The organism is Streptomyces sp. NPDC006207 (genome assembly GCF_040613835.1).
GTDB lineage: Bacteria > Actinomycetota > Actinomycetes > Streptomycetales > Streptomycetaceae > Actinacidiphila.
Genome location: NZ_JBEXSX010000021.1, coordinates 67,530 through 80,048, shown reverse-complemented (window position 1 = coordinate 80,048; position 12,519 = coordinate 67,530). Strand labels below are relative to the sequence as shown.

The window sequence follows — 12,519 nt, the reverse complement described above, 5'->3', positions numbered from 1 at the left end:
CTGGTGGCACTCGAAGCCGATGTACTGGCCGAACTCCGGAGCCTGCGGGCGAGGGTGCCGCACCTGACGGGCGGGCTCGTCGCCAGCGTCGACGGCCTGGTCGTCGCGCACGACCTGAGCGGGCCGGAACCGGAGGGGGTCGCCGCGCTGACCGCCGCGGCACTGGGCGTGGCGGCCCGCATCACGGAGGCCACCGAGTGCGGCGGCTTCCGGGAACTGCTCGTCAGGGGCGACCGCGGGTACATCGCCGCGTACGCCGCCGGCGGGGCCATGGCCCTCGCCCTGGTGGCGGGACCCGGCTCCAACGTGGGCCGCCTGCACCTGGAGGCACGCCGATCCAGTCGACGGATCGAGGATCTCGTCGACCTCGCGCTCCAACGTCAGGAGCGGAAATGACCGCAGGACCCAGCTCATCAGCCGACAAGCCGTCGGGCACCGCACGCGGCCGCGCCGTTACCGGACCCAGGCATTCGTCACGTCAGAGAACTCAACGACAAGGAAGTGAGACCGCAATGGCCAACACCGAGACCGCGCTGAAGGATGTCATGACGTCGATCGAGGGCGTCCTGGGCGTCGCTCTCGTGGACTACGGCAGCGGCATGGCCCTGGGCACCCTCGGGGGCTCCAAGGACCTCGACCTGACCGTCGCGGCCGCGGGCAACACCGACGTGGTCCGCGCCAAGATGCGCACCATGGAGATGCTCAACCTCAAGGAGCACATCGAGGACATCCTGATCACGCTCAACACCCAGATCCACATGATCCGGCTGCTGACCGGCCGCTCGGGCAAGGGGCTGTTCCTCTACGTCGCGCTGGACAAGGACCGGGCGAACCTGGCGATGGCCCGCCACCAGCTCAGGCGCATCGAATCCGACCTGGAGGTCTGACCCGCCCCCCCACGAGCCCGCGGCCGAGGGCGGCCCGGCACATGAGGCGCAGGCCGACGTGTGCCGGGCCCCGCCCTGCCGTGGCCGGGGGTCACGCGGCCCCTGCGACCGGCAGACGTGTGCCGAACATGCCCTCCACGGCGCTCCGTTCGGCCTCGTCCGGCTGGATGCTGTGGCACGAGGTGCCGGCGGTGCTCCCGGACATCAGGCTGGAGCGGGGCCCAGGCTTCTTGTCGTCGAGACCGAGGATGTGACAGTTCGTGCGCCGCGATCCATGTCGGGTCGTAGCCCTCGTGCACCGCCTGGCGGCAGATGTGGACGGTGCCGCGGCCGGGTTCCTCCTGTTCCGCGTAGGGCCGGACGCCGAAGGCGACGATGCGGACGTCCGCGAACCAGCCGGGGGAGCACCGGCTCGAACGCCACGTTGTCCACCGCCTCGCTCCACGCGGCGACGGCTCCGGTGACCGCGCCGGTGAACTCGCCCGCGGCCGCCAACGGCGGGCAAGCACCGAGCGGCGCCGGAGATGGGGGATGCGGGGTCTGGGGAGGCTCCTTCGTCCTGCGGGGGCGGGTGCGTGCCGGTCCGGCCGGTCGGCAGGTCGCGCACACGCCACCCGTTGGCCTTGGCCGTCGGTGCAGGTCACGTCGCTGATGTTCGGGACGTGACGGTGCGGTCCGACCGGCGGTAGCGCTCGCGGAGCGCCGCGGATGGCGACGGGGCGGGGCCTCCCCGGCCCGCTACCGGCTCGTGGCGGACGCGGGTGCCGAGGGCGAAGCGGCGGAGTGGCCGCCGTGGTGCGCCCCCTCCTCGACCCTGCCGCCCAGCTTCTCGCGCACCGGCGCCAGCGCCTCGGGATCGGCCTCCACCACCCAGCGCTCCCCGATCAGGTAGGAGCCGCCGTACGGCTCCGCCTCCTCCAGCCACGACTTCTGGCCGGCCTCGCTGGTGAAGGTGAGCATCACATAGGCACCGCGTGCCGTCGTGCACGCCCCCTGCCGCAGCTCCTTCACGTCGGTCTGCAGCTGCGGGGTGCACCCGACGGCCTCGCCGATCCGCTCCAGGGCGACCGGACCGCCCGCCGCATCCGTGTCCTGGCCGCCGCAGCCCGCCACCGCCAGCGCGACGACCGCCACCGCGGCCACCTTCGGGCCCCACGCACGGAACACGGACACCGGCATCACCTTTCCTCGACTCCTGGCACGGGCGACACACGCCCCGCACGCGCACCGCGCGCGGGACGACGCTAACCCGAACGGCCCCATGACCCGTACAGCCTTGCGAAAAGCCCGCCCATGGGCGCGCGGTATGAAAAAATCCGCTGCCGCACGCTCCGGAGGGCCTGGCACCCCGTGACTCCGACACCTCCGATCGGGCATACTCCAACGCGCCGAAGCCGCAGGTCGGACCATGCCGTGACCCGGCAGGAGACCATCGGTCTACGGTCGACAACCCGGTAGCGCCGCCACACCCTGTGCGGACGCCGCCGCAGCGCCCGACAGGGAGGAGAGTGCCGCCATGTCCCACGACGGCCTTCAGCCGGTGGACCGACAGCTTCCCACCGAGGAGGCCCGCGACCTGCTCGCGCTCGTACGCGAGCTGGCCCAGCGGGAGATCAAGCCCAGGGCGGCCGAGGAGGAGGACGCGGGCGTCTTCCCGCGCGAGGTCTTCCGCCTCATCGGCGAGGCGGGGCTGCTCGGACTGCCCTACCCGGAGGAGCACGGCGGCGGTGGCCAGCCGTACGAGGTCTACCTGCAGGTCCTGGAGGAACTGGCGGCGGCGCGCCTGACCGTCGGTCTCGGGGTGAGCGTGCACACCCTGGCCTGCCACGCGGTCGCCCAGTTCGGCAGCAAGGAGCAGCGCACCGAGCACCTGCCGGCCATGCTCGGCGGCTCCCTGCTCGGCGCCTACAGCCTTTCCGAGCCCGCCTCCGGCTCCGACGCCGCGTCCCTGCGGACCCGTGCCACCCGCGAGGGCGACGCGTGGCGGATCGAGGGCACCAAGGCGTGGATCACCCACGGCGGTGTCGCAGACTTCTACACGGTGCTCGCCCGCAGCGGCGCCGAGGGCCCGCGCGGCATCACCGCGTACCTGGTGCCCGGCGACGCGGAGGGCCTGACCGCGGCGGTCCCGGAGAAGAAGATGGGCATGAAGGGGTCGCCCACGGCCCAGGTCCACTTCGACGGCGTGACCGTCCCCGACAGCCGCCGCGTCGGTGACGAGGGCCAGGGCTTCACCATCGCGCTGGCCGCGCTCGACTCCGGCCGCCTCGGCATCGCCGCCTGCGCCATCGGCGTCGCCCAGGCCGCCCTCGACGAGGCGCTCGCGTACGGGATGACCCGGCAGCAGTTCGGCCGTCCCGTCGTGGACTTCCAGGGGCTGCGCTTCATGATCGCCGACATGGCCACCAAGATCGAGGCCGGCCGGGCGCTGTACCTCGCGGCCGCCCGGCTGCGGGACGCGGGCCGGCCGTTCTCCCGGCAGGCGGCCATGGCCAAGCTGTTCTGCACGGACGCCGCGATGCAGGTGACCACGGACGCGGTGCAGCTGCTCGGGGGCTACGGCTACACCGCCGACTTCCCCGTCGAGCGGTACATGCGCGAGGCCAAGGTGCTGCAGATCGTCGAGGGCACCAACCAGATCCAGCGCATGGTGATCGCCCGCAGCCTCGCAGGGCCGGAGAGCAAGGAGCACTGAGACGGTCGTGCCGCGCCGCCCGGCGGGGGCGGCGCGGCACCGTGCGTAAGGTGGGCGCGGGTCAGGCCGCGCGCTGGAACGGCACGCGGATCGGCTGTGAACCGGGTCCGCCCACGTGGGAGAACGGCTGCGTGCGCCAGTCCAGCCCGGCGGGGAGCGTCAGCAGCGCGCCCCACTCCGTGTCGTCGTCCCGGGCGTCGCCGGGGGCCGGCGAGGCCTCGGCGGTGGCACGCCCCGAGCCGGGGCAGACCGTCAGCCCGAAGGGGTTCCAGGGCGAGGCGCACAGCGCGTGCTGCGGCAGGACGTCCTCGTCGGTGAAGAGCGCGATCGGGCGGGCGCAGTCGGGGCAGTGCACCCGGAAGATCTCAAAGCCTTCGTCGTCGAAGGCGTCTTCGGCGTCTTCCGCCGTCAGCAGCTCGAACGGCTCGCGACGTTCGTGCTCCTCCTCGAGCGCCACCAGCGTGCGTTCGCCGCGGCTGTGTCGTGCATGGGTGCGCATGGGTGCATCTCCCCCTCAGAAGAACGCCCACCAGCGGGGCAGACCGGGCTCTCGGCCTCGGCCATAGCGAGCATTTCCCGCCACCCGCCCGCGGTAATCACCGCCACTCCGAAAGGCGTTGACATCGGGTGTGGCCTTCGTCACACAGTCCTCCGCTAGGGTGCTCCGCGCCCCCGCCGGCGATGCCGTGCGCCCGCTCCGCGCCCTTCCGGAGATCAGTCCTCGCGCGTCGCCCCGGCGTCGCGCGGCGCTGCGGTGCTCTTCCTGACGACCAGTCTGACGCCCAGCTCCATACGGGTGTTGCTCTTGTCGCCGGTCTCGTCGGGCTGGGACAGCCGGAGCAGCATCCGGGCGGCCTCCTCGGCCATCTCGACCAGCGGCTGGTTGACGGTGGTGAGCGACGGGCTCGCCCACTGGGCGAGCGGGATGTCGTCGTAGCCGACCACGGACAGGTCGCGCGGCACCTGCAGACCCTTGACCCGGGCCGCCTCCAGGACGCCGAGCGCCTGCAGGTCGCTGCCGGCGAAGATGGCGGTCGGCGGGTCGGGCCGCTCCAGCAGGGCGAGGGCCCCGTCGTGCCCGCCCTGCACGTGGAAGTCCCCGTAGCGGATCAGGTCGTTGTCGACGGTGAGCCCCGCCATGCCCATGGCCGAGCGGAAGCCGTCGAGACGGGCCAGGGAGCACAGCATGTCGTCGGGCCCGGTGATGATGCCGATGCGGCGGTGGCCGAGGTCGATGAGGTGCCGGGTGGCCGCGACGCCGCCGGCCCAGTTCGCCGAGCCCACGGACGGGACGTCGGGTTCGGGATCGCCGGCCGGGTCGATGATCACGAAGTTGATGGCCCGTGAGCGCAGCTTGCGCTTGATGTCGTCGGGCAGCGAGGAGAAGACCAGGACGACGCCGAGCGGTCGGCGGCGCAGCACGCCCTCGATCCACTCGGGGCCGGGGGCGTGGCGGGTGCCGCTCTCGGTGAGCACCACGCTCATGTTGCGGCTCTTGGCGACGTTCTCCACGCCCCGGATGAGCTCCATCGCCCAGACGCTCTCGAGCTCGTGGAAGACGATCTCGATCAGCCGCGACTCGGGCTGGGTGGGGGAGGGGCGCTGGTAGCCGTTCGCCTCCAGCAGGCGCTCGACCTTGCTCCGGGTCGGCGCGGCCACATCGGGACGTCCGTTGAGCACCTTCGAAACTGTCGAAAGTGAGACGCCCGCTTTCGAAGCCACGTCGGCCAGGGTGATACGGCCCTCGGTCTCATCATCACGCATGCGGCACAGGATAGAGCACCGCCCTTCGGTAACGGTTTGGTCGCGTCAATTCCACGCTGTTGACCCCGGCGAGGAGGGAGCCTACGGTCCGTCGTCAGGCGAATTTCGGCAAAGCGGCCGAAACTTTCGAGAGGTCGATCATGAAGAAGCGTGCGTGGTTCCCCCGTGCCGTCGCCGGCGGCGCGACACTGGCACTGGGCCTGACCCTGACCGCCTGCGGCGGCGATGGCGCCTCCGCGGGAGGCGATTCCGGGACGATTCACGTCCTCGTGTACGGCGACTCCGCGAACAAGGTGGAGAAGGCGATCGTCGCCGAGTTCAACAAGACCTCGAAGGTCAAGGCCGTCCTCGACACGGTCCCCGGCGCGGACTACCAGCAGAAGCTGCAGACCGTCATCAACACCAAGCAGGCCCCCGACGTCTTCTTCAACTGGGGTGGCGGCAGCATCCAGCCGTTCGTGAAGGCCGGTCTGCTGCTCCCGCTCGACGACTTCATCAAGAAGGACCCGGGCCTGAAGGACAACTTCCTGTCCTCGGTCTTCAACACGGCGGTCGTCGACGGCAAGTCCTACGGCGTGCCGATGCGCGGCACCCAGCCGGTGCTGATGTTCAACAACAAGAAGGTCCTCGCGGACGCGGGCGTCCAGCCCCCGCAGACCTGGGACGAGCTCATCGACGCGGTCAAGAAGCTCAAGGCCAAGGGCGTCACCCCGATCGCGCTCGGCGGCGGCGACCAGTGGCCGACGCTGATGTGGTTCGAGTACCTCTACGACCGCGTCGCCGGCCCGGAGCTGTTCACCAAGGCCCTCGGCGGCGACAAGAGCGCCTGGGAGAGCGAGGACAGCAAGAAGGCGCTGGGCATGCTCAAGGAGCTCATCGACGCCGGCGCCTTCGGCACCAACTTCGACTCGGTGAAGTTCACCGACGGCGGCTCGCCCCAGCTCCTCGCCAGCGGCAAGGCCGGCTTCGAGCTCATGGGCTCCTGGGAGTACTCCACGCAGCAGGACGCCAGCCCGGACTTCGCCAAGAACGACCTCGGCTACACCAACTTCCCGACCGTCACCGGCGGCAAGGGTGACGCCGCGAACGTCGTCGGCAACACCAACAACTTCTACTCGGTGCTGAAGAAGACCGAGCACCCCGAAGCGGTGGCGGAGTTCCTCAAGCTGATGTACTCCGACGACTTCGTGAAGCAGCAGCTGGCCATCGGCAACCTGCCGACCACCACGAACACCACCAAGTTCCTCGACTCGGCCGACAACCCGGACTACCTGAAGTACCAGTTCGACCTGGTCCAGAAGGCACCCTCGTTCCAGCTGTCGTGGGACCAGGCCTACCCGCCGTCGGGCATCACGCCGATCCACCAGGCCGTGCAGCAGTTCTTCAACGGCCAGGTCGACGCGGACGGCTTCATCAAGGCCATGCAGGCCCTGCCCACCTCCTGAGAGCGACGTCCCGCATGGTCTCCCTCACTGCCTCCGTGACGGGCAAGCGGCAGACGCAGCGCCCGGTCGGCCGTACCATCGGCCGGCCGGGCCTCGCCTGGGCGCTCCCCGCCACGATCTTCTTCGCCCTGTTCGCCGTCGTGCCGCTGGTGCTGGTGGCGGTGCTGTCCTTCACCACCTGGAGCGGACTTGGCTCGCCCGAGTTCGCGGGCTTCGACACCTGGGTCCGGGTCTTTCAGGACCCCGTCATGATCAAGAGCCTCTGGCTGAGCGTGCTGCTCACCGTGCTGGGCGTCGTCGTCCAAACCCCGCTGAGCATCCTGCTCGGCGTCTGGGCGGCCGGTCCCCAGCGCAACCGCGCCGTGCTGTCGGCGGTCTTCTTCGTGCCGCTGCTGCTGTCCGCGACCGCCGTGTCGGTGCTGTGGCGCGCGCTGCTCGACCCGAACTTCGGTGTGCCCTCGCAGGCGCGCTGGCTGTTCGGCGACGGCAACCTCTTCGGCACGCAGACCGCCGCGATCGGCGTGCTGGTTTTCGTCAGCACCTGGCAGTTCACCCCGTTCCACGCCCTGATCTACCAGGGTGCGACCCGGGCGATCCCGCAGGTGCTCTACCAGGCGGCGCAGATCGACGGCGCGGGCACCGTACGGCAGTTCTTCCACATCACGCTGCCGCAGCTGCGCAACTCGATCATCACCTCGATGATCCTGATGATCGTCGGCGGTCTCACCACCTTCGACACGGTGCTGATCCTCACCCAGGGCGGCCCCGGCACCGACACCACCATCAGCGCCTACTACATGTACGACAAGGCCTTCAAGGGGTTCGACTTCGGCGCGGGCGCTGCGGTCGCGCTGATGCTCGTCGTCGTCGCCACCGTGATCTCACTGATCGTCGTCCGCGTCTCCGGCTACGACAAGATGGCCGGCACCAAGGAGGGGCTCTGATGAGGCGCCGCCCCAACTACCTGGCGGGCCTGGGCGCCCTGCTGTGGCTCGCGCTGGTGGGCCTGCCGCTGTACGTCATGCTCGGCGCCACCGTGCAGACGCGCGAGGAGTACAGCGCCAACGGCCCGCTGGCCTTCCCCCGCTCCTTCACGCTGGACAACTACGTCCAGGACTTCAGCAACGGCTTCGGGCAGTACTTCCTCAACACGGTCGTCGTCACGGTCAGCGTGGTGGCCATCGTGCTGCTGCTCGTGCCGCCGCTGGCGTTCACCATCGTCCGCAACCGGGGCCGCGGCACGTCCGGGGTGTTCCGGCTCTTCCTGCTGGGCCTGGCCATCCCCGCGCAGGCCGTGATCGTCCCGATGTTCTACGTCATCAGCAAGGCCGGGCTCTACGACAACCTCATCGGCATCATCCTGCCGACGGCGGCGTTCTGCCTGCCGGTGTGCACGCTGATCCTGACCGGCACGATGCGCGACATCACCTCCGACCTGTTCGAGGCGATGGCCATGGACGGCGCCTCCGTCCGGCGGACCTTCTTCCAGCTCGTCCTGCCGCTGTCCGGCAGCGGGCTGTCGACGATCGTCGTCTTCTCCGCCCTGCAGGCGTGGAACGGCTTCCTCTTCCCCCTCGTGCTCACCCAGTCCGAGGAGACCAAGGTGATCACGCTGGGCCTCTACAACTTCCGGACCCAGTACGGCATCAACATCCCCGGCCTGCTGGCCGCCGTGGTGCTGTCCACGATCCCTGTCCTGCTCGTCTACCTGTTCGCCCGCCGTGCCCTCGTGCAGGGGCTCATGGGCGTCGGAGGAAAGTGAACGACAACGTGACCGCCGACTCCCGCGTCGAGGCGCTGATCCGCGACATGACCCTGGACGAGAAGATCGCCCAGCTCTACGGCGTCTGGGTCGGCGCCTCCAGTGAGGGGGCCGAAGTGGCCCCCCACCAGCACGACATGGACGAGCCGCCCCGTCTGGAAGACCTCCTGCCGGACGGCCTCGGACAGCTCACCCGGCCCTTCGGCACCGTCCCCGTCGACCCCGCCCTGGGCGCGCTGTCCCTGATGCGCACCCAGCAACGGGTCGCCGCGGCCAACCGGTTCGGCATCCCGGCCATGGCCCACGAGGAGTGCCTCGCGGGCTTCGCGGCCTGGGGCGCGACCACCTACCCCGTCCCGTTGTCCTGGGGCGCCTCCTTCGACCCCGAGCTGGTCCGGGTGATGGCCGCGGCCATCGGCCGCGACATGCGCTCGGTCGGCGTCCACCAGGGTCTGGCCCCGGTCCTCGACGTCGTGCGCGACGCGCGCTGGGGCCGGGTCGAGGAGACCATCGGCGAGGACCCGTACCTCGTCGGGACCATCGCCACCGCGTACATCCAGGGCCTGGAGTCCGCGGGCATCGTGGCCACCCTGAAGCACTTCGCCGGCTACTCCGCCTCCCGCGCCGGGCGCAACCTGGCGCCGGTCAGCATGGGCCCGCGGGAGCGCGCGGACGTCGTCCTGCCGCCCTTCGAGATGGCGGTCCGGGAGAGCGGCGTCCGGTCCGTGATGCACGCGTACACCGACACCGACGGCGTCCCCTCGGCCGCCGACGAGGAGCTGCTCACGGGACTGCTCCGGGACACCTGGGGCTTCGACGGGACCGTGGTCGCCGACTACTTCGGGATCGCCTTCCTCAAGACCCTGCACGGCGTCGCCGCCGACTGGGCGGACGCGGCGGGCACCGCGCTGCACGCCGGCGTGGACGTGGAGCTCCCCACCGTCAAGACCTTCGGGCAGCCGCTGCGGGACGCCGTCGCCGCGGGTCTGGTCGACGAGAAGCTCGTGGACCGCGCGCTGCGCCGCGTCCTGACCCAGAAGGCGCAGCTCGGCCTGCTCGACCCCGGGTGGAGCCCGGTGCCGTCCGCGCTCGCCGGGGCCGACCTCACCGATCCGCAGGGCCTGCGCGGCACGGTCGACCTGAACTCCGCCGCCCACCGGGACCTGTCGCGGCGCCTGGCCGAGCGGTCCGCCGTCCTGCTGAGCAACGACGGCACCCTGCCCCTGGGGCGGCCCGCCCGCATCGCGCTCGTCGGCCCCCAGGCGCAGACCCCGACCGCCGTGCTGGGCTGCTACTCCTTCCCCGTGCACGTCGGCGCCCAGCACCCGGACACCCCGCTCGGCATCGACCTGCCCACGCTGCGCCAGGCCCTGGTGGCGGAGTTCCCCGGCTCCGAGATCGTGACCGTGGCGGGCTGCGGCGTCGATGACAGCGATGTCTCCGGCATCGCGGCGGCCGTACGCGCGGCCCTGGACGCCGACGTGGTGGTCGCCGCGCTGGGCGACCGTGCCGGGCTCTTCGGCCGCGGCACCAGCGGCGAGGGCTGCGACGCGGAGTCGCTCACCCTGCCCGGCGTGCAGCAGCGGCTGCTCGACGCGCTCCTCGACACGGGGACGCCCGTCGTGCTCACCCTGCTGGCCGGCCGCCCGTACGCCCTCGGACGGGCCGTGGACGAGGCCGCGGCCGTCGTCCAGACCTTCTTCCCGGGACAGGAGGGCACCCCGGCCCTGGCCGGAGTGCTGAGCGGGCGCATCAACCCGTCCGGGCGGCTGCCGGTGAGCGTGCCCCGGCACCCGGGCGTCCAGCCCTCCACCTACCTCGCCGCGCCGCTCGCGCGGGCCAGCGAGGTCTCCAACATCGACCCGGCCGCGGCCTTCGGCTTCGGCCACGGGCTGACGTACACGGCCTTCGAGTGGTCCGCGCCGCAGGTGCACGGCGGCGCCGACGGCCGGGCCGTCACCGGCACCGACGGCGAGGTCGAACTGTCCTTCACCGTCCGCAACACCGGCGGTCGCGCGGGCAGCGAGGTCGTCCAGGTCTACCTGCACGACCCGATCGCCTCCGTCGTCCAGCCGGTGCAGCGGCTCGTCGGCTACCTCCGGGTGCCGCTGGAGGCGGGCGAGGCGCGGCGCATCGGCGTCACGGTCCCCGCCGACGTCGCCGCCTTCACCGGCCGGGACGGCCGCCGCGTCGTGGAACCGGGGGAGCTGGAGGTGCGGCTGGCGGCCTCCAGCACCGACGTCCGGTTCACCGTGCGGGCCGAACTCACCGGCCCGGCACGGCAGGTGGACCACACCCGGCGGCTGCACGTGCTGGTCACCGGCGCACCGGAGGAGTCCAGGTGAACCTGCCCGAAGGGACGGGGGAGGCGGCCGTGTCGACGGTGGACGTCGCCAACCCCGTCCTGCCGGGCTGCCATCCCGACCCGAGCGTCTGCCGGGTCGGGGCCGATTTCTACCTGGTGAACTCGACGTTCGAGTACTTCCCGGGGATCCCGGTGTTCCACAGCCGCGACCTGGTCCACTGGCGGCCGATCGGGCACGTCCTGGACCGGCCCTCGCAGGTGGACCTCGGCACCGTCGCCTCCTCCGAGGGGATCTTCGCCGCGACGATCCGGCACCACCGGGGCCGCTTCTACGTCGTGACCACCCTGGTGGGCGGCAGCGGACAGGGCGGCACCTTCGTCGTCACCGCCACCGACCCCGCCGGGCCGTGGAGCGACCCGGTGTGGCTGGACGACGCGCCCGGCATCGACCCCTCCCTGTTCTTCGACGACGACGGCCGCGCCTGGTGCACCGGCACGCGGCTCGCGGAACCGGGGGAGTGGGAGGGCCAGACCGACGTCTGGCTGCGGGAGTTCGACGCCGCGGAGCTGACCCTCACCGGCCCCGAGCACCTGCTGTGGCGCGGCGCGCTGCACGGCGCCGTGTGGGCCGAGGGACCCCACCTGTACACGGTGGACGGCCGCTACTACCTGCTGGCGGCGGAGGGCGGCACCGAGCACGGGCACGCCGTCAGCGTCGCCCGCGCCGACCACGTCACCGGTCCGTACACCGGGAACCCGGCCAATCCGGTCTTCACCCACCGGCACCTGGGCCGTGACTTCCCCGTCGTGGGCGTCGGCCACGCCGACCTGGTGCGCACGGCGCAGGGGCAGTGGTGGGCGGTGCTGCTGGGCAGCCGTCCGTACGGCGGGTACCACCCCAACCTCGGGCGGGAGACCTTCCTCGTCCCGGTGCGCTGGGAGGACGGCTGGCCGCTCTTCGCGCCCGGCGTCGGCACCACGCTCGGCCCGTTCCGTCCGCCCGCGGTCGCCGGGTCCCCTCATGATCCCCACCCGGAGCCGGTGCGCGACGACTTCGACGGCCCACGGCTGGACCCGCGGTGGAACCAGGTGCGCACCGGGGAACCCTTCTGGTCGCTCACCGGACGTCCCGGCTCGCTGCGGCTGCCGCTCGGGCCTTCCACGCTCGCCGACGTAGGCACCCCCTGCTTCCTGGGCCGGCGCCAGCAGCACCAGGACGTCAGCGTGTCCGCGCTCCTCGACGTGGCGCCCGGGACGCCGCAGGAGTGGGCGGGGATCGCCGTCCGCCAGTCCGAGGCGGACCATCTGGTGCTCGCGGTGGCCGGTGACGGGCGCGGCGGCTGCCGCGTGCTCGCCGCGGTCCGCACGCGGGGCGAGCAACGCCTGCTCGCGCAGGCGCCGTTGCCCTCGGGCCCGGTGGTCCTGCGCATCCACGCCGAGGGTCAGCGCTACGGGCTGCGCTACGCCCCCGCCGGCGCCGGGCCCGAGGCGGAGGCCGAACTGACCTCCGTGGACGGCGGATTCCTCAGCTCGCCCCGCGCGGGCGGCTTCCTCGGCGTCTGGCTCGGCCCGTACGCCACCGCCCACGGCGCCTCCTCCACCACCGTCGCCGACATCGACTGGTTCGACTACCGGCCTCTCGCCCCCTGACCAGGAGCCGA

At 71.8% G+C, this 12,519-nt stretch carries 12 protein-coding genes; 8 read left to right on the top strand and 4 right to left on the bottom strand.

The window, feature by feature from the left end; translation table 11 throughout:
• Positions 1 to 3: 3 nt before the first annotated feature.
• Entirely contained in the window at positions 4 to 396 is a 393-nt protein-coding gene (locus ABZ312_RS18900; RefSeq protein ID WP_089223339.1) for a roadblock/LC7 domain-containing protein, read from the top strand.
• A gap of 116 nt (positions 397 to 512) precedes the next feature.
• The gene (locus ABZ312_RS18895; RefSeq protein ID WP_500323363.1) at positions 513 to 887 is read left to right on the top strand and encodes a hypothetical protein; all 375 of its coding nucleotides are present in this window, start codon (positions 513 to 515) and stop codon (positions 885 to 887) included.
• A 91-nt stretch (positions 888 to 978) separates the two neighbouring features.
• On the opposite strand, the gene ABZ312_RS18890 is transcribed toward ABZ312_RS18895, so the two are convergent.
• Positions 979 to 1,332 (bottom strand): snapalysin family zinc-dependent metalloprotease, encoded by a 354-nt coding sequence (locus ABZ312_RS18890; RefSeq protein WP_500438252.1) that lies wholly within the window; start codon positions 1,330 to 1,332, stop codon positions 979 to 981.
• A gap of 293 nt (positions 1,333 to 1,625) precedes the next feature.
• Positions 1,626 to 2,060, bottom strand: a complete 435-nt coding sequence (locus ABZ312_RS18885; RefSeq protein WP_499515544.1) for a hypothetical protein — start codon at positions 2,058 to 2,060, stop codon at positions 1,626 to 1,628.
• A 343-nt stretch (positions 2,061 to 2,403) separates the two neighbouring features.
• On the opposite strand from ABZ312_RS18885, the gene ABZ312_RS18880 reads away from it, so the two are divergent.
• The gene (locus tag ABZ312_RS18880) at positions 2,404 to 3,582 is read left to right on the top strand and encodes an acyl-CoA dehydrogenase family protein (RefSeq protein WP_500323365.1); all 1,179 of its coding nucleotides are present in this window, start codon (positions 2,404 to 2,406) and stop codon (positions 3,580 to 3,582) included.
• 61 nt (positions 3,583 to 3,643) lie between these two features.
• On the opposite strand, the gene ABZ312_RS18875 is transcribed toward ABZ312_RS18880, so the two are convergent.
• Both ABZ312_RS18875 and ABZ312_RS18870 read right to left on the bottom strand, forming a co-directional pair.
• A complete protein-coding gene (locus tag ABZ312_RS18875; RefSeq protein ID WP_500323366.1) occupies positions 3,644 to 4,081 on the bottom strand; it encodes a hypothetical protein in 438 nt (145 codons plus the stop codon).
• 215 nt (positions 4,082 to 4,296) lie between these two features.
• On the bottom strand, positions 4,297 to 5,346 hold the full coding sequence (locus tag ABZ312_RS18870) for a LacI family DNA-binding transcriptional regulator (RefSeq protein ID WP_500356720.1): 1,050 nt from the start codon (positions 5,344 to 5,346) through the stop codon (positions 4,297 to 4,299).
• Positions 5,347 to 5,486: 140 nt separating this feature from the next.
• Between ABZ312_RS18870 and ABZ312_RS18865 the strand changes: the two genes are divergently transcribed.
• Genes ABZ312_RS18865 through ABZ312_RS18845 form a run of 5 tightly spaced genes read left to right on the top strand, consistent with a single transcriptional unit; the run spans position 5,487 to position 12,508 of the window.
• Complete coding sequence (locus tag ABZ312_RS18865) at positions 5,487 to 6,791, top strand: ABC transporter substrate-binding protein (RefSeq protein ID WP_500323368.1); 1,305 nt, start codon at positions 5,487 to 5,489, stop codon at positions 6,789 to 6,791.
• A gap of 14 nt (positions 6,792 to 6,805) precedes the next feature.
• Positions 6,806 to 7,735 carry a carbohydrate ABC transporter permease gene (locus tag ABZ312_RS18860; protein WP_500323369.1) on the top strand — a complete coding sequence of 310 codons (930 nt, stop codon included), beginning with the start codon at positions 6,806 to 6,808 and terminating at the stop codon, positions 7,733 to 7,735.
• A complete protein-coding gene (locus tag ABZ312_RS18855; RefSeq protein WP_500323370.1) occupies positions 7,735 to 8,553 on the top strand; it encodes a carbohydrate ABC transporter permease in 819 nt (272 codons plus the stop codon). Before ABZ312_RS18860 ends, ABZ312_RS18855 begins: the two co-directional genes overlap by 1 nt.
• On the top strand, positions 8,550 to 10,898 hold the full coding sequence (locus tag ABZ312_RS18850) for a beta-xylosidase/alpha-l-arabinosidase (RefSeq protein WP_500323372.1): 2,349 nt from the start codon (positions 8,550 to 8,552) through the stop codon (positions 10,896 to 10,898). Before ABZ312_RS18855 ends, ABZ312_RS18850 begins: the two co-directional genes overlap by 4 nt.
• On the top strand, positions 10,895 to 12,508 hold the full coding sequence (locus ABZ312_RS18845) for a glycoside hydrolase family 43 protein (protein ID WP_500438250.1): 1,614 nt from the start codon (positions 10,895 to 10,897) through the stop codon (positions 12,506 to 12,508). The genes ABZ312_RS18850 and ABZ312_RS18845 overlap by 4 nt, the downstream gene beginning before the upstream one ends.
• The last annotated feature ends 11 nt before the right edge of the window (positions 12,509 to 12,519 follow it).

Coding starts and splice junctions, on each gene's coding strand:
- ABZ312_RS18860 (WP_500323369.1), top strand. CDS start 6,806: ATGGTCTCCCTCACTGCCTCCGTGACGGGCAAGCGGCAGACGCAGCGC.
- ABZ312_RS18880 (WP_500323365.1), top strand. CDS start 2,404: ATGTCCCACGACGGCCTTCAGCCGGTGGACCGACAGCTTCCCACCGAG.
- ABZ312_RS18895 (WP_500323363.1), top strand. CDS start 513: ATGGCCAACACCGAGACCGCGCTGAAGGATGTCATGACGTCGATCGAG.
- ABZ312_RS18865 (WP_500323368.1), top strand. CDS start 5,487: ATGAAGAAGCGTGCGTGGTTCCCCCGTGCCGTCGCCGGCGGCGCGACA.
- ABZ312_RS18855 (WP_500323370.1), top strand. CDS start 7,735: ATGAGGCGCCGCCCCAACTACCTGGCGGGCCTGGGCGCCCTGCTGTGG.
- ABZ312_RS18875 (WP_500323366.1), bottom strand. CDS start 4,081: ATGCGCACCCATGCACGACACAGCCGCGGCGAACGCACGCTGGTGGCG.
- ABZ312_RS18870 (WP_500356720.1), bottom strand. CDS start 5,346: ATGCGTGATGATGAGACCGAGGGCCGTATCACCCTGGCCGACGTGGCT.